The following is a 15,034-nucleotide window of genomic DNA, read 5'->3' as shown; positions in this document are numbered from 1 at the left end:
CTCATGCCCCAATCCGCCACTCCTACCCAGCTTTCGCCGCTCGAACACATCAAGGCCGACAGCCGCTTTTTGCGCGGCACCATAGACAGGGGCCTGTCCGATCGGACGACCGGTGCCATCAGCGAACCAGACACCAAGCTGCTGAAGTTCCACGGCAGCTACCAACAGGACAATCGAGACGTGCGCGACGAGCGACGCCGGCAGAAGCTGGAACCCGATTACGGCTTCATGGTGCGCGTGAGACTTCCGGGCGGCGTATTGACGCCCCGGCAATGGCTGGATCTGGACGAACTGGCCAGCCGCCACGCCAGCAACGGCCTGCGCATCACGACCCGCCAGACCTTCCAGTTCCACGGTATCCACAAGGAATCGCTGCGCGACATGATAGGCGGCATCAACGCCGCCGGGCTTTCCACGCTGGCGGCCTGCGGCGACGACGTACGCAACGTCATCTGCTCGGTGAATCCCCTGCTGTCGTCGAGCCACGCCGAGGTCTATGGCTGGGCGTTGAAGATCATGAATCACGTCAAGCCGCATACCACGGCCTACCGCGAACTGTGGATAGACCGCAAGGAGACGACCAGCGACGGGGCCGGCGACGAAGAGCCGCTGCTGGGTCAGGCCTATCTGCCGCGCAAGTTCAAGTTCGGCATCGCCATCCCGCCCTACAACGACATCGACGTCTTCGCGCAGGACTTCGGCCTGATCGCGATTCTGGGAGCAGACGGTATCCTGCAAGGTTTCAACCTGGCACCCGGCGGCAGCATGGGCGCCACCGCCGGGGACCCCAAGACCTATCCCTCATTGGGCGATCTGATCGGATTCGTCACGCCGGATCAACTGCTGGAGACCTGCTGGCACGCAGTCGCCGTGCAGCGGGACTTCGGCGACCGGAGGGACCGCAAGCACGCCCGGCTGAAGTACACCATCGACGATCGCGGCCTGCAGTGGTTCCACGACGAGCTGCAGTCCCGACTGAGCTTCAGGATCGAGCCGCCGCGCCCCTACCACTTCGAACATAACGGCGATCGCTACGGCTGGACCCGCGGCGACGATGGACGCTGGCACCTGACGCTGCACATCCCGAGCGGCCGTATCCGCGACGACGAAGGCCATCCGCGCCAGACCGGAATGCGTGAAATCGCACGTATTCACAAGGGCGAGATCCGCATGACCTGCGATCAGAATCTCATCATTGCCGGGGTGGCGGCGAAAGACCGGTCCGCGATCAACGCGCTGGTCAGGCAATACGGATTGGATGACTACAAAAAGGCCAGCGGCCTGCGGCTGCATGCCTTGTCCTGCGTGGCGCTGCCTACCTGCGGCCTGGCCATGGCGGAATCCGAGCGATACCTTCCCCACATCCTGGACAAGCTGGAAGATCTGCTGGACAAACACGGACTGCGCGACGAACCCATTCACTTCCGGATATCGGGCTGTCCGAATGGCTGCTCACGCTCCTACATGGGCGAAATCGGTCTGATCGGGCGCGCCATAGGTAAATATGACCTGCGCATCGGTGCCGACCACATCGGCGAACGTCTCAATGCGGTCTACAAGGAAAACGTCGGTGAAGACGTGATCCTCGCCGCCCTCGACGAGGTATTCGGGCGCTTCGCCACCGAGCGCAAACGCGGCGAGCATTTCGGCGACTTCGTGGCCCGCGCGGCGATTGTCCAGCCCCCGGAGCGCCGGCCCGGCATTCGATACTGACACGATCCGCCCGCACCGCCCCAAAGGCGCGGTCGCGGGCAGGACGGGCGCCCATGCGCGGCTCGATGACGCTAAGATGTCGCATGCCTGCGCCCGCGACCGACACCCTCAAGCCCGTGAACCGCGGGCTGATCTTCACCATCATCGCTTTCGCGCTCATGATGATGTCGATCGACGCCACCATCGTTGCCACCGCGCTGCATGCGCTGCAGGAAGACTTGGGCGCGCCGATCAACTGGACGAGTTGGACCATCACTGCGTACTGGTTCGGCTATGTGGTGATGCTGCCGGTCAGCGGCCGGCTGAGCGAGCGCTATGGCCCACGCCGAATCTTTCTGCTGTCCACACTCGCCTTCGCGGTGGCGTCGCTATTGTGCGGCCTGGCCCCAAACGTCTACCTGCTGGTGCTGTTTCGCGCGCTGCAATCAGCGGGCGGCGCGGGTCTGACGCCCGCCGCCACGGGGATCATCGTCACCTGGTTCGGACGTTCGCGCGACCGGATGCTGGGGCTCTTTGGCGCCGTGTTTCCGGTTGGAGCCATGATAGGCCCCATTTTCGGGGGCTTGTTCGTCACCTACGCCAGTTGGCGCGACGTATTTTTCGTCAATGTCCCCATCGGCCTGATCATGGCATCTCTGGGGTGGTGGATCATCCCCAGGGACCGCCCTGCGGGCGGGCCGCGCCGTAGCCTGGACTTATGGGGAATGGCGTGGTTGGGCCTGGCTGTCGTGGCCGGCATGCTGGCCATCGGCATCCTGGGGAATCCGCAGGCCGGCCCGCTGTCATGGGACTTCATTCTGTCCGCGAGCGCCTGCACGCTGTTTGCCGGGCGATTCCTGCGCCACATCCGCTGGACTGCAGAGCCCTTCCTGGCGCCCCGCCTGATCTACGGCCAAGGGTTTGGCGCAACGAATTTCCTGAACGCCGTCTACGGCGGGGCCGCCTCCGGCGCGGTGACACTGATGCCGCTCTACGCTGCGACACGGTATGGCCTCGATGCGCTGGACGCCGGCACGCTCCTGATCGCGCAAGGCGTCGCGGCCATCACCTTTTCGACCGTTGCGGCCTACGTCCTGCGCTGGAGCGGTTACCGCCTGCCCTTCCATGCAGGCGGGCTGCTTATGGCAACAGGGTTATGGCTGCTGGCTCCTCTGCCCGGATTCGGATTCTCGGGATACAGCTGGCTCGCCACGGCGACCTGCCTGATCGGAGCGGGTGCCGGCATCATGGGGCCGGCCAGCCGGAACGCCTGCTTGCAGCTCGTGCCCGAGCAAGCCCCGACCATGGCGGCGCTACGAGCCACGGCGCAGGAACTTGGCGTCATCGTGACGCTGGCCATCATAACGGCCATCATGGCCCGCGCAGCAGCACCCAGCGACACGCTAGCCACGATCTACGCCGTCATGGCCCTGACCTGCCTTCTCATCCAGCCGATCATCCGCCGAGTGCCGGAACACCACGGCGCGTGGTGAACCGCCGTACAGTCCGCCCGGCTTTCGAACGCGGCCATCCCGGGGACGGCGGCGGCCCGTCTTCGCACGGTCCTGCCCCGACAGCGGGCGTCAGTGGTATCGTTGTCCCATCGTTCGGATCGGTTCCGCCCGAGTCCGATAACACGCCTTGCCGACATCATCAGCCGCTTCCATAGGAATATTCATGGCTTCGCAACCACTTGACGGCCCCTCGCATCGGTCCCCGCCCCCACAGGACCAGACACCTGCCCGAATCGCGCTCGTGACGGGCGCGTCGGCGGGATTCGGCTACGCCATTTCGACCGCGCTGTGCCGCAACGGGTGGATAGTGGTGGGCGCCGCGCGTCGGCTCGATCGCCTGAACGCCATCCGAAAGGAACTGGGCGAGAACTTCCATCCTCTCGAGCTGGACGTCACATCGACGACCAGCGTCGATCGCTCCGTCGCCGAAATGGCGGCAAATTTCCCGAACGGCCCGGATCTCCTGGTGAACAACGCCGGCCTCGCGTTGGGTGTCGGGCCCGCTCAACACGCCGACATGAATGACTGGGAACGGATGATCCTGACCAACGCCCTGGGGCTGAGCCGCATGGTCCACCGCTTCTTGCCGGGCATGATCGCGCGTGGCAGGGGCCACGTGATCAACATCGGCTCGGTCTCCGGGAACTACGCCTATCCAGGCAGCAACGTCTACGGCGGTACCAAGGCTTTCGTAAAGCAATTCAGCCTGGGACTGCGGGCTGATCTGTATGGCACACCCATTCGCGTGACCAACATCGAACCGGGCATGGTGAGCGGTACGGAGTTCTCGCTGGTTCGCCTGCACGGCGACGAAGCCAAGGCCACAGCCGTCTACCAGGGTGCCGGAGCCTTGCAGCCCGAGGACGTCGCTGACGCCGTGATCTGGGCCGCCCACCAGCCGCCCCGCGTCAATATCAACATCATCGAGCTCATGCCGGTTACCCAAAGCTTCGCGGGTACGCGTGTCTATCGAGGCCAATGAAGGGTTCCCCTGGCCTTGCCGGACGCTGATGTGATCTGACACTCTTTCCTCGGGGAACCGGCTCGTGGCAAAAACCGCGCCACCGGCCTGATCTCAGGCGGCGGTCAGCGTCGGCGAGCTACCATGGGCCTCTCCACGTCCTCATTGGAGCCGGTCTTGGCGACAAAAAGATCCATAGCGGGCATTCTGGGCGTGGTGCTGGTCCTGGCCGTCTGGGAAATTGCGGGCGCCATGGTCGAGCACCGCGACGTCCTGCACGAAGAAGGCGAGGATGCGATTCAACCGGCACCCATCGCGTCGGGTATCGCCCGCCCCACGCCGGCCAAGGACCCCGCCGTATCGGGAGAGCCGACCGCCTCCTCGGCACGCTCGGCGGCCCATGCAACCGGCCATCCTTCGAACCCTCACTGAGCGTCACGCCGATACGACAATATTAGGGTTAACCCTAGTTCAATGGTATGATAGAACCACTGGGCAAAAGCCCTGCTTTCACGAGAAGCACATGTTCTATCCTTACAAGTACATCGGCGAAACCCGCCTTACCGACGCGCTCGAGCGCGAACTGATGATCGAAGCCGAACAATCGTACAGCACCCGGTCCGGCGAAATGCGTCGCGCCGCGCTCCGTGGGGCCGCCACGATCTTGCGACGCTGGTTCACTGGCCACGGCAGCATGGCTTCCGCCTACTGGGTGTCCTTCCCCCCGGCAATCCGCCTGAGCCATTGAATCGGCGAGGCGCTGCTCGGGACATCGATACTCCTCCCGGGCAGCCCTGTCGCACAGCCGTCAGGCGCCAGCCAGCGCCTGGTCCAGGTCGGCGATCAGGTCGTCGACATGCTCGATTCCCACGCACAAGCGGATCAGGTCCGCGCTAACGCCGGCCGTCTTCAGCTCTTCATCGGTCAATTGCCGGTGTGTGGTCGTGGCCGGATGGCACGCCAGCGTCTTGGCATCGCCAATGTTCACCAGGCGCTTGATGAGCCGGAGGCGATCCATGAAGCGCGCGCAGGCCTCGCGCCCGCCCTTCACGCCAAAGCTGAACAGTGAAGCTGGAATGCCGCCATCCATGTAGCGCTGCGCCAGTTCATAGTCCCGATCTCCCTCCAGTCCCGCGAAATGGACCCAGCCCACCTTTGGATGGGCCTTGAGGTGGCGGGCCAGGGCCAGCGCGTTCTGGCAATGGCGCTCCATGCGTAGCGTCAGCGTCTCGATGCCCTGCAGGATCAGAAATGAATTGAACGGCGAAATGGCGCCCCCCGTGTTGCGCAGCGCCACCGTGCGTGCCCTGCCCGCGAAAGCCGCTTCCCCGAAGTCGTTCACATAGACCACCCCGTGGTAGGCGGGCTCGGGGTTGTTGAACTGCGGGAATCGCGGATTGCCCTTCCAGGCGAATTTCCCCGAATCCACCAGGACGCCGCCGATGCTGGTCCCGTGTCCGCCGAGATACTTGGTGGCGGCATGGACAATGATATCCGCGCCATGTTCGATAGGACGGCACAGAGCCGGCGTTGGCACCGTATTGTCCACCGCCAGCGGCACACCATGGGCGTGGGCGATGGCAGCCAGCGCAGCGACGTCCACGACATTTCCCGCCGGATTCCCGACGGATTCGCAATAGAGCAGTCGCGTACGGCCATCGATAGCGGCAGCGAAAGCCTCGGGATCGCGCCCATCCACCAGGCGCGCCTCGATACCGAGTTCACGCAAGGTGTGGCGGAAGAATGTGTACGTGCCGCCATACACCTGGCTGGTCGCCACGATGTTGTCACCCGCCTTTGCCAGCGTGAGCACACAGGCCGTGATCGCCGCCATGCCTGATGCGAAGGCCAGACCGGCTACCCCGCCCTCCAACTGGGCCACCCGCTCTTCCAGCACCGCCGTCGTGGGGTTTTGAATGCGGGTATAGATGTTCCCGGCCACCTTCAGATCGAACAGGTCGGCACCGTGCTGCGTATCGTCGAAGTAGTAGCTGGTCGTCTGGTAGATCGGCACGGCAACCGAATGGGTCTCGGGGTCCCCGGCAAATCCGCCGTGAATGGCGATCGTTTCCCGTTTCATTGTGGCGGCTCCTGGCATAAAGGCGGTGGGTCGAGCCCACGGTCAGAAGACATCATTCTGACATGGATGTTCATGATTCGGGGTCATATGCACCAAAGCGCCGCTTCGATGCGCGCTGCCGCGATTGATGGACGGACACGGCAGCCGCCGCAACCTATGGCTCCTGGGGTCTTCTCCCGCAGCGGCCCGGCCGCGGGCTCGACCTACCCCAGACTTGCGTCGATCAGGCGCGCCGCCACGCCCGCCAAATGCCGCACCGGCCCGCTCGCGCCCAGAATCTGGCTGGACGTATACGCACCTTCCAACAATAGCTGAAGGCCATCTCCCAGCGCGTCGGGGTCTCGCGCGCCCATCTGGCGCGCCATGTCGGCCAGGCGCTCGCGCACCTTTTGCTTGTTGGCCACAGACACCTGGCGAGCGGGATGATCGGGATCGGGATACTCGACGCAGGCGTTGGTCAGGCCGCAGCCCCGGTACCCCGGCAAGCCGGTGCGCTCCGCAAGTCCGGTGAAATAGGCCAGGATCTGCGCACGCGGATCCCCGGGGTGTTGGTCGACTGCCGCGTCGAACCGGCGCCAGAATTCGACCTCGTAATCCCGCAAATAGGCTGCGGCCAAATCGTCCTTCGACGCGAAGGTCCGGTAGAGGCTGGGCTTGGTCACGCCCGCCTCGGCCACGATGGCGTCGACTCCCACGGCCCGAATGCCCTGGTGGTAGAACAGGTCCCGTGCGCTGCGGCGAATGCGGTCGGCCGCCCGAGGCGGTTTAGCCTTCGGTTCCCGTCCCTGCGCTTTCGGCCGTGTCTCGGCCTGCTGCGATTTTGTCATGGTGCGTCTCCCTGGCCCCCGTCTGCCACACGCCGGAGCCAGAACATTCAAAGCTCCGAAAACGACTTGACGGTATGACCAACCGGTCCGTATTATAGATCGCACTTAACGTACCGGTCAGTAACATACTATGCACCCTGCCGCTGATCCCACGCACTCTATCCCCATTCCCCGACTCGGCCAGCGCTACGCCTTCGTCGTGGTGGGCGTCATCTTCCTCTGTCTGCTGTTCTCGGCCGGACTGCGCGCTACACCGAGCGTGCTCCTGGACCCGTTGGAAAAATCGTTCGGCTGGAGCCGCACGACCACCTCGCTGGCGGCCGCCATCGGCATTTTCCTGTACGGCATGGTGGGCCCTTTCGCCGCCGCTGCCATGGACCGTTTCGGCCTGCGCCGCGTGGTGCTGACCGCCCTGATCATCATGGCTGCATCTTCCGCCGCCAGCGCGTTCATGACCCAGACCTGGCAACTCATCGCCTTGTGGGGCTTCTTCTCCGGCATAGGGTCTGGCGCCGTAGCCTCTGTGCTGGGCGCCGCCATCGCCAACCGCTGGTTCGTCAGGCATCGGGGGCTGGCCATGGGGATTCTCACCGCCAGCACGGCTACCGGCAACCTGATCTTCCTGCCGGTGCTGGCCGCGCTGGCGTCGTCCAGTGACTGGACGCGCGCCGTCTGGGCCGTTGCCGCCGCCATGCTGGTCATGGTGCCGCTGGTCTGGCGGCTAGTGCCCGACCGCCCCGCCGACGTTGGCCTGCTGCCCTACGGCAGCAACCCGGCCAACCCGCCCGCGCCTGCCGCGCCGCACCCCGGATTGATCGCCGCCGCCTTCGGCGCCCTCCGGCGCGCCAGCCGCACAGGCACGTTCTGGTACCTGTTCGCCACCTTCTGGGTCTGCGGATTCACTACCAACGGGCTGGTGGGCACGCACCTGATCGCGATGTGCGGCGACCATGGCATTGCCGCCGTCCAGGCTGCGGGTCTGCTCTCGCTGATGGGCGTATTCGATCTGGTCGGCACCACCGCTTCGGGCTGGCTGACCGACCGCTACGATCCGCGCGTGCTGCTCTTCGTCTACTACAGCCTGCGCGGCATCTCGCTGATCATCCTGCCCTACACGGACTTCTCGTTCTACGCCCTGTCCCTGTTCGCCGTGTTCTACGGCCTGGACTGGATTGCTACGGTGCCGCCCACCTTGCGTCTGGCGACCGATGCCTTCGGCGAGCGCGATGCCGCCGTGGTGTTCGGCTGGATCGTCGCCGGCCACCAGATTGGCGCCGCCACGGCAGCCTGGATGGGCGGTTTCGTGCGCCAGGCCACTGGCAGCTACCTGACGGCCTTTGTGCTTTCGGGCGCTACTGCGATCGTCGCCGCGGTGATTGCACTGCTGATCAAGCGGCAGGGAGGCGCGACGCCAGAGCCGGTTGCTGCGTGAGCAACTGTCTTGCAAGTCAAGCCTTTCAAGCGAGCAGGCGTGATTCAACAATGATCGCTTCACTATTGGTTCAATAATTGTTGTATTATTAAACAATGAATGAAGCCCAAACTGTTTCCGCCCTCGGCGCCCTGGCTCATGCCCAGCGCCTGCGCGTGTTCCGCGCCCTAGTCATCGCCGGCCCAGAAGGGCTGACGCCCAGCGTCATGGCTGAACAACTCGATGTGGCCCGCAGCGCGCTGTCCTTCCACCTGAAGGAATTGACCCATGCCGGCCTCATCACGGTTGAGCAGCAGGGCCGCAACCTGATCTACCGCGCCGACTTCTCGCAGATGAATGGGCTGCTCGGCTACCTGACTGAGCATTGCTGCCAGGGCGGCACCTGCGAAGTCACCGAATCTCCTGATTTCTCCCGCTCCTGCACTTCCTGCTGAAAGGACTCCGCCATGAAACGCTTCCACGTCCACCTGCACGTCGATGACCTGAACCGCAGCATCGGGTTCTATTCGCAACTGTTCGCCGCATCGCCAGCCCGCGTCGAAGCCGATTACGCGAAATGGATGCTCGAAGACCCTCCGGTGAACTTCGCCATCTCCACGCGCGGCAGCAAGCCAGGCATCGACCACTTGGGCATCCAGACCGACGATGCCCACGAGCTGGCCGTGCTCAAGGCCCGCGCTGAAGCGGCCGACATGACGCTACTGGATGAGGGCACCACGACCTGCTGCTATGCGCGCAGCGAGAAGCACTGGGTCACCGACCCGCAGGGCGTAGCCTGGGAGCATTTCCATACACTGGGCAATATCCCGGTCTTCAACGAAGCGCAGCACTCCGCACCCGCAGCTGCCCCGGCGTGCTGCTCGGGCGCCTCCCGCACTTCTTGCTGCTAACGCGAGCCACCCATGACCCAAGCCATCACGGCCGGCCGCGTGTCGGCCATCCCCGACATGAGCGTCTTCGAACGCTTCCTGACCGTCTGGGTACTGCTGTGCATCGTCGCCGGCATCGCCCTGGGCCAATTCGCACCCGGCGTGTTCCAGGCTATCGGCCGCATGGAGATCGCTCAGGTCAATTTGCCCGTGGGCCTGTTGATCTGGGTCATGATCATTCCGATGCTGCTCAAGGTGGACTTCGGCGCCCTGGGCCAGCTCAGGCACCATTGGCGTGGCATCGGCGTGACGCTGGCCACCGTGGTCGGCGTGCTGATTGAGGTGCCCGTGATGCTGCTGGTCGTGCGTGTGGTCAACCGCTCGCGCGGCTGGTACGAGTGCAGCCCGAACCCCCTCACCCGATAACGAGGACATCTCAATGAGCGCCATCACGATCTATCACAACCCCGCCTGCGGTACGTCGCGTAACGTGCTCGCCATGATCCGCAACAGCGGCGAGGAACCCACGGTCATCGAGTACCTGAAGACCCCGCCCGACCGTGCCACGCTGGTCAAGCTGCTGGTCGATGCGGGCCTGAGCGTACGCGAAGTACTGCGCGAGAAGGGGACGCCCTATGCGGAACTCGATCTGGGCAACGCCAAGTGGACGGATGACCAGTTGCTCGATTTCATCGAGCAACACCCCGTCCTCATCAACCGGCCCATCGTCGTCACACCGCTGGGAACGCGCCTGTGCCGCCCCTCGGAAGCCATACTGGACATCCTGCCGCAGCCGCAGCGCGGCGCATTCAACAAGGAAGACGGCGAGGCGGTCGTGGACGACAAGGGCCATAAGGTCTGATATCTACTGTGTGGATGGTGAGCGGTCTGAATATCTACTATTCTCACATTTACCATGATGGAACTCCCAGATAGGGACCCGATGGCGTGCGAATGCGCCAACTTCTCCATTATTGACGGTAGCAGGCGTACGAAACAACGTAAGTCGAAAGATAACGCCGCTATCAAAACGCTGCTGGCAGTCATTCAAAGCACTGGCCTTCACTTGGCCGTCACTCGCGCCGCGCATGTCGCGGCGCGACCCAGAACCCCCAGGTGCCGACAATCGCAGCTACTACCCCGCCTCCCATGGCGCCAGGGGCTTGAAACGCTGCTGCACAAAATCAATGAACGTGCGTACCCGCTTGGGCATGGTGCGATTGGGCAGATAAACCAGATAGATGCCGACGTCGGGCAGCACCTGGTAGCTGGTGAGCAGCGGGGCCAAGCGTCCCAGACGCAGGTCGCTTGCCACCACGTAAACGGGCAAGGCGCTCAGCGCAAGCCCCGACAGCACCGCGGCATGCGCAGCATCCATGTCATCAGTCTCGAAACGTATATTGACCGGCACGCTGTACCGTTGTCCATCGCGGGCCAAAGTCCACACACCCTTCGGAGCGATCGGTGGGAACAGCACGCCGTCATGCGCCGCCAGGTCTTCGATCGTGTCAGGCGTACCGCGACGCGCCAGATACGAGGGCGACGCGCATATGATCTTGCGATTCACGGCCAGCCGGCGGGCCACCAGCTGGGGATCGGGCATCAGCGACATGCGGATGCCGATGTCATAGCCCTCGTCCCCCAGCTCCACAGTGCGGTTGCTGCAGGACAGCTTGATGCGGATCTCCGGATACTTGAGCTGGAAATCGCCGATCACCGGCATCAGGTAGCGCAGCGCAAACGCCTGCACACAGGTCACGCGAACCAGCCCCGCGAGCGCCGATTGCGATTGCGTCAGCCGCCTCTCTGCATACTCGGCCTCATGAACGATACGGCGGCAATGCTCGTAAAAGATCGCCCCCGCTTCGGTCAGGCTGAGCCTACGGGTCGAGCGATTCAGCAGCTTGACCGAAAGCGACTGCTCCAGTGCGGTCACTTCGCGGCTGACCAGCGACTTGGACAGCCCCAGCTTGATCGCCGCCGCCGAGAAACTGTTGGCCTCGACCACCTGGGCGAAAACACTCATCGCTGCCAGACGTTCCCTCATTACCGTCACTCTCGCAACAATCAGTTGACTGGAACTGCATTTATCTTGGCTGAACAACGATATAGATTATGAACCATCTCACCACCGCAACCAACCAGGAATCCAATCATGAGCGCAACCAGGATCGACATTGGCGAACTGAGCATCGACTATCTCATCGACGGTTCGCAGAATGCAGGCATGGGCATTTTTGAACTGACCGTCGGACCCGGCTCGACCACGCCGCCCCCGCACAGTCACCGGGACAACGAAGAGATCGTCTACGTCTTGAGCGGCACGCTGCGCTACACCGTCGGCGCCGACACACGAGACCTCACGTCCGGGCAAACCATGCATACGCCCAAAGGCATGGTCCACGGGTTCTCGAATCCGTTTCCAGACGCCGCACGCGCCCTGATCATCATGTCTCCGGACATCGGCGCCCAATACTTCAAGGATGTGGCTGCCGTCGTGGGAGCAGGCGGCCCGCCGGACAAGGCCGCCCTGATGGCGATCATGGGGCGGTACGGACTGTCGCCGGCGGCTCACGCCTGATTCCGCGACCTTGCCGTCGGGATCCGTCGTGCACCGCCGGTTCAGGGGCTGGCGCCCGTGTGTCAAAAGCAAAGCTTAGTGGAACAGACCCGGCAGCCAGAGGCTGACGATGGGCACGTAGGTGATGAACACCAGGTACACCAACAGAATGGACAGCCAGGGCAGCGCTGCGCGGATCACCTGGCCGATGCTCATCTTGGTGATGCCCGCCGTCACGAACAGGTTCAAGCCCACGGGCGGCGTGACCATGCCGATTTCCAGATTGACCACCATGATGATGCCCAGGTGCACCGGATCGATACCCAGCTGCATGGCGATCGGGAACAGGATCGGGGCCAGGATCAGGATGATACCGGTGGGCTCCATGAACGCGCCGGCCACCAGCAGCAGAATGTTGACCACGATCAGGAACTGCCAGCTGCTCATGTCCCAGGCGATGATCTGCTCGGCGATGGCCTGCGGAATGCGTTCGGTGGTCAGCACGTGGGCGAACAGCAGCGCATTGGCGATGATGAACATCAGCATGATGGTCACCTTGGCCGCGTCGACCAGAACTTCCGGCACCTGCGTCATGCCGATGTCGCGATACACGAACACGGCGATGAAGAACGCGTAGATGGCTGCCACGGCAGCCGCCTCGGTCGGGGTGAAAATACCGCCATAGATGCCGCCCAGGATGATGACGATCAGCAGCAGCCCCCAGATCGAATCGCGCGCCGCTGCGCCGACTTCAGCCACGCTGGCGCGCGGCTGGCGAGGCATGTTGCGCATGCGCGCGACCACGTAGATGGCCACCATCAGCAGCAGGCCCAGCAGCAGGCCGGGCACGACGCCGGCCATGAACAGCGCGCCCACGGACGTTTCCGTGACCGCGCCGTAGACCACCATGACGATGGACGGTGGGATCAGGATGCCCAGCGTGCCGGCGTTACAGATCACGCCGGCGGCAAAGCCCTGGCTGTAGCCGGCCCGCACCATGCCGGCGATCACGATGGAGCCCACCGCCACCACCGTGGCGGGCGAGGAGCCCGAAACCGCGGCAAACAGCACGCAGGCCATCACTGAGGCGATCGCCAGCCCGCCGTGCAGATGGCCCACCGAGGCGATGGCGAAGCGGATCATGCGCTTGGCCACGCCACCCGTGGTCATGAAGGCCCCGGCCAGGATGAAGAAGGGAATGGCCATCAGGGTGAAGTGCTCGGAGGTCTCGTAGAGCTTGAGCGACAGCGAGGCCAGCGAGTCGGTGCCGAAGGCCATGATGGTCAACAGCGAGGACAGACCCAGGGCGACCGCCACGGGCATCCCCATGAACATGAACAGGAATAGCAGGACGAACAGGGCGGTGGTTGTCATTTTTGGTCTCCGGCGTCGTCGCTGCGGTATTTCATGGCATCGGCGACTTCATCGCCCAGCAGGGAGGCATGATCGCCCTTGAGCAGGTGCCAGAGCACCTCGCCAAATCGGTAGATCAGCAACAGAAAGCCCAGCGGCATGACCGCGCGCGGGACCCACTGAGGAATGGGCAGGTCCTGAGCCATGATGCCGATCATGTAGATCTTGCTGACATAGATCCAGCTACCGTAGAGCACGATGGCGGCATAGACGATGCACAACAGCGTGCTGACGATCGCCAGGTAGCGCGCGGGGCGCGACGAAAGCAGACGCACGAAAGCGTCCACGCCGATATGCGCGCCCACACGCACGCCATAGGAAATACCCAGAAAAATCAAGGCGCCGAAGAAGTACATCGTCAGTTCGAGCGCCCAGACGAAGCTGTAGTTGAAGACATAGCGAGCGACCACCTGGGCGAAGGTCACCACGGTCATCGCCGCCAGCAGAAAGGCGATCAGGCCTTCCTCGATGTGTTCCAGCCTGTTTTTCAACATGGTAAGGAAATCCTTGTGTCGGAACGGGAAGCGGCTGCGGAAAAGCGGCCACAAGAGCGATACGAGGACGCGGTCGGCCAGAAGGCCGACCGCGTTGTGCGACACGGTGGCTGACGCCTATTCATGCGACAACCGCCAATCTGCGATCATCAAGTCCCGTTGGACGCTCGCGCCTTTGCAATCAGGTCTTCACCGATCTGGCTGGAGAACTTCGTCCAGACGGGACGAACAGCCTCACGCCATGCGGCGATGTCCCGCTTGCTCAAGGTCTGGATCTTGGCCTTGCCGGCCTCGGCGATGCGCTTCTGGTCGCGGTCGTTGATCTCGGAAGCCAGCTTGTTGGCATGTTCCGTGGCGCCCGCCATGGCGGTCTTCAGCGCACCGCGAACGTCCTCGGGCAGGCCGTTCCACCAGCCGGAGTTGGTGATGACCATGTAGTCCAGCGCACCGTGATTGGTGACGGCGATGGTCTTCTGCACTTCGTGCAGCTTTTGCGAGTAGATGTTCGACCAGGGGTTCTCAGCACCGTCCACCACGCCGGTCTGCAGGGCCTGGTAGACCTCGGAGAAGGCGAGTTTCTGCGGATTGGCGCCCAGCTGACGGAATTGGGCTTCCAGGACGTCGGACGACTGGATGCGGAACTTCAGACCCTTGACGTCTTCCGGACGGACCAGCTGGTCCTTGTTGGTGGACATCTGCTTCATGCCGTTATGCCAGTAGGCCAGGCCCTGAATGCCCTTGGATTTCATGGAGTCCAGCAGCTCCTGGCCGGAGGAACTGGCCTGGAAGCGGTCCAGAGCGGCCACGTCGTCAAACATGAAAGGCAGATCGAAAACCTGCAGCTTCTTGGTGTAGCGGTCGAACTTTGCCAGGGACGGAGCAATGATCTGGACGTCGCCCAACAGCAGAGCTTCCATTTCCTTGCCGTCGCCAAACAGCTGCGAGTTGGGGAATACCTGCACCTGCACCTTGCCAGGCAGTGCAGCTTCGGCGAGTTCCTTGAACTTCAGGGCGCCTTGGCCCTTTGGAGTGTTTTCGGCCACGACGTGGCTGAACTTGATGACGACAGGCTTGTCGGCAGCCAAGGCGCTCGCGGAAAAGGCCAGCGCAAGGCACACGCCCAGGGTCTTGATGAAGGGGATACGGATGCTCATGGGAAGGTCTCCTTGTTTTATGGTAGTGACAGAAGGGA

16 protein-coding genes and 1 pseudogene are annotated in these 15,034 nt (G+C 63.4%); 11 read left to right on the top strand and 6 right to left on the bottom strand.

The genetic code is table 11. The annotated features are described in order from the left end of the window. Positions 1 to 3: 3 nt before the first annotated feature. The 5 genes from cysI (at position 4) to ACVCMJ_RS02750 (ending at position 4,915) form a co-directional block, all read left to right on the top strand. Positions 4 to 1,713 (top strand): assimilatory sulfite reductase (NADPH) hemoprotein subunit, encoded by a 1,710-nt coding sequence (gene cysI, locus ACVCMJ_RS02770; RefSeq protein ID WP_447079935.1) that lies wholly within the window; start codon positions 4 to 6, stop codon positions 1,711 to 1,713. An 83-nt stretch (positions 1,714 to 1,796) separates the two neighbouring features. Beyond that, positions 1,797 to 3,185, top strand: coding sequence for an MFS transporter (locus ACVCMJ_RS02765; RefSeq protein ID WP_447079934.1), 1,389 nt, complete (start codon positions 1,797 to 1,799; stop codon positions 3,183 to 3,185). 184 nt (positions 3,186 to 3,369) lie between these two features. Then, a complete protein-coding gene (locus tag ACVCMJ_RS02760) occupies positions 3,370 to 4,188 on the top strand; it encodes an SDR family NAD(P)-dependent oxidoreductase (protein WP_447079933.1) in 819 nt (272 codons plus the stop codon). 156 nt (positions 4,189 to 4,344) lie between these two features. Continuing rightward, positions 4,345 to 4,599, top strand: coding sequence for a hypothetical protein (locus ACVCMJ_RS02755; RefSeq protein ID WP_447079932.1), 255 nt, complete (start codon positions 4,345 to 4,347; stop codon positions 4,597 to 4,599). Between the two features lie 91 nt (positions 4,600 to 4,690). Continuing rightward, positions 4,691 to 4,915, top strand: coding sequence for a hypothetical protein (locus tag ACVCMJ_RS02750; protein ID WP_447079931.1), 225 nt, complete (start codon positions 4,691 to 4,693; stop codon positions 4,913 to 4,915). A 60-nt stretch (positions 4,916 to 4,975) separates the two neighbouring features. On the opposite strand, the gene ACVCMJ_RS02745 is transcribed toward ACVCMJ_RS02750, so the two are convergent. Together ACVCMJ_RS02745 and ACVCMJ_RS02740 are read right to left on the bottom strand one after the other, a co-directional pair. Continuing rightward, positions 4,976 to 6,247 carry an O-acetylhomoserine aminocarboxypropyltransferase/cysteine synthase family protein gene (locus ACVCMJ_RS02745; protein WP_447079930.1) on the bottom strand — a complete coding sequence of 424 codons (1,272 nt, stop codon included), beginning with the start codon at positions 6,245 to 6,247 and terminating at the stop codon, positions 4,976 to 4,978. Positions 6,248 to 6,450: 203 nt separating this feature from the next. Further along, on the bottom strand, positions 6,451 to 7,074 hold the full coding sequence (locus ACVCMJ_RS02740; protein WP_447079929.1) for a TetR/AcrR family transcriptional regulator: 624 nt from the start codon (positions 7,072 to 7,074) through the stop codon (positions 6,451 to 6,453). A gap of 130 nt (positions 7,075 to 7,204) precedes the next feature. On the opposite strand from ACVCMJ_RS02740, the gene ACVCMJ_RS02735 reads away from it, so the two are divergent. From ACVCMJ_RS02735 to arsC, 5 genes and pseudogenes are all read left to right on the top strand, one after another. Further along, positions 7,205 to 8,506 (top strand): MFS transporter, encoded by a 1,302-nt coding sequence (locus ACVCMJ_RS02735; protein WP_447079928.1) that lies wholly within the window; start codon positions 7,205 to 7,207, stop codon positions 8,504 to 8,506. A 95-nt stretch (positions 8,507 to 8,601) separates the two neighbouring features. Then, positions 8,602 to 8,940 carry an ArsR/SmtB family transcription factor gene (locus ACVCMJ_RS02730; RefSeq protein ID WP_447079927.1) on the top strand — a complete coding sequence of 113 codons (339 nt, stop codon included), beginning with the start codon at positions 8,602 to 8,604 and terminating at the stop codon, positions 8,938 to 8,940. Between the two features lie 12 nt (positions 8,941 to 8,952). After that, positions 8,953 to 9,396, top strand: a complete 444-nt coding sequence (locus tag ACVCMJ_RS02725) for an ArsI/CadI family heavy metal resistance metalloenzyme (protein WP_447079926.1) — start codon at positions 8,953 to 8,955, stop codon at positions 9,394 to 9,396. A gap of 12 nt (positions 9,397 to 9,408) precedes the next feature. Continuing rightward, positions 9,409 to 9,690 (top strand): annotated as a pseudogene (locus tag ACVCMJ_RS02720) (arsenic resistance protein); the annotation flags it as partial. A gap of 124 nt (positions 9,691 to 9,814) precedes the next feature. Then, positions 9,815 to 10,237 (top strand): arsenate reductase (glutaredoxin), encoded by a 423-nt coding sequence (gene arsC / locus ACVCMJ_RS02715; protein ID WP_447079925.1) that lies wholly within the window; start codon positions 9,815 to 9,817, stop codon positions 10,235 to 10,237. A gap of 273 nt (positions 10,238 to 10,510) precedes the next feature. Here the strand turns inward: arsC and ACVCMJ_RS02710 are convergent, their stop codons facing one another. Beyond that, a complete protein-coding gene (locus ACVCMJ_RS02710) occupies positions 10,511 to 11,422 on the bottom strand; it encodes a LysR family transcriptional regulator (protein WP_447079924.1) in 912 nt (303 codons plus the stop codon). A gap of 108 nt (positions 11,423 to 11,530) precedes the next feature. Here ACVCMJ_RS02710 and ACVCMJ_RS02705 point away from each other — a divergent pair, with 108 nt between their 5' ends. Further along, positions 11,531 to 11,956 (top strand): cupin domain-containing protein, encoded by a 426-nt coding sequence (locus tag ACVCMJ_RS02705; RefSeq protein ID WP_447079923.1) that lies wholly within the window; start codon positions 11,531 to 11,533, stop codon positions 11,954 to 11,956. A gap of 75 nt (positions 11,957 to 12,031) precedes the next feature. Here the strand turns inward: ACVCMJ_RS02705 and ACVCMJ_RS02700 are convergent, their stop codons facing one another. The 3 genes from ACVCMJ_RS02700 to ACVCMJ_RS02690 form a co-directional block, all read right to left on the bottom strand. Beyond that, a complete protein-coding gene (locus ACVCMJ_RS02700; RefSeq protein WP_447079922.1) occupies positions 12,032 to 13,309 on the bottom strand; it encodes a TRAP transporter large permease in 1,278 nt (425 codons plus the stop codon). Continuing rightward, positions 13,306 to 13,842 carry a TRAP transporter small permease gene (locus tag ACVCMJ_RS02695; RefSeq protein WP_447079921.1) on the bottom strand — a complete coding sequence of 179 codons (537 nt, stop codon included), beginning with the start codon at positions 13,840 to 13,842 and terminating at the stop codon, positions 13,306 to 13,308. Before ACVCMJ_RS02695 ends, ACVCMJ_RS02700 begins: the two co-directional genes overlap by 4 nt. Positions 13,843 to 13,991: 149 nt before the next feature. Beyond that, positions 13,992 to 14,996 carry a TRAP transporter substrate-binding protein gene (locus ACVCMJ_RS02690; protein WP_447079920.1) on the bottom strand — a complete coding sequence of 335 codons (1,005 nt, stop codon included), beginning with the start codon at positions 14,994 to 14,996 and terminating at the stop codon, positions 13,992 to 13,994. Positions 14,997 to 15,034 lie beyond the last annotated feature (38 nt).

The organism is Castellaniella sp. UC4447_H14 (assembly GCF_052978285.1).
This window is presented reverse-complemented; position numbering and strand designations above follow the sequence as displayed.

Coding starts and splice junctions, on each gene's coding strand:
- cysI (WP_447079935.1), top strand. CDS start 4: ATGCCCCAATCCGCCACTCCTACCCAGCTTTCGCCGCTCGAACACATC.
- ACVCMJ_RS02765 (WP_447079934.1), top strand. CDS start 1,797: ATGCCTGCGCCCGCGACCGACACCCTCAAGCCCGTGAACCGCGGGCTG.
- ACVCMJ_RS02760 (WP_447079933.1), top strand. CDS start 3,370: ATGGCTTCGCAACCACTTGACGGCCCCTCGCATCGGTCCCCGCCCCCA.
- ACVCMJ_RS02750 (WP_447079931.1), top strand. CDS start 4,691: ATGTTCTATCCTTACAAGTACATCGGCGAAACCCGCCTTACCGACGCG.
- ACVCMJ_RS02745 (WP_447079930.1), bottom strand. CDS start 6,247: ATGAAACGGGAAACGATCGCCATTCACGGCGGATTTGCCGGGGACCCC.
- ACVCMJ_RS02740 (WP_447079929.1), bottom strand. CDS start 7,074: ATGACAAAATCGCAGCAGGCCGAGACACGGCCGAAAGCGCAGGGACGG.
- ACVCMJ_RS02735 (WP_447079928.1), top strand. CDS start 7,205: ATGCACCCTGCCGCTGATCCCACGCACTCTATCCCCATTCCCCGACTC.
- ACVCMJ_RS02730 (WP_447079927.1), top strand. CDS start 8,602: ATGAATGAAGCCCAAACTGTTTCCGCCCTCGGCGCCCTGGCTCATGCC.
- ACVCMJ_RS02725 (WP_447079926.1), top strand. CDS start 8,953: ATGAAACGCTTCCACGTCCACCTGCACGTCGATGACCTGAACCGCAGC.
- arsC (WP_447079925.1), top strand. CDS start 9,815: ATGAGCGCCATCACGATCTATCACAACCCCGCCTGCGGTACGTCGCGT.
- ACVCMJ_RS02710 (WP_447079924.1), bottom strand. CDS start 11,422: ATGAGGGAACGTCTGGCAGCGATGAGTGTTTTCGCCCAGGTGGTCGAG.
- ACVCMJ_RS02705 (WP_447079923.1), top strand. CDS start 11,531: ATGAGCGCAACCAGGATCGACATTGGCGAACTGAGCATCGACTATCTC.
- ACVCMJ_RS02700 (WP_447079922.1), bottom strand. CDS start 13,309: ATGACAACCACCGCCCTGTTCGTCCTGCTATTCCTGTTCATGTTCATG.
- ACVCMJ_RS02695 (WP_447079921.1), bottom strand. CDS start 13,842: ATGTTGAAAAACAGGCTGGAACACATCGAGGAAGGCCTGATCGCCTTT.
- ACVCMJ_RS02690 (WP_447079920.1), bottom strand. CDS start 14,996: ATGAGCATCCGTATCCCCTTCATCAAGACCCTGGGCGTGTGCCTTGCG.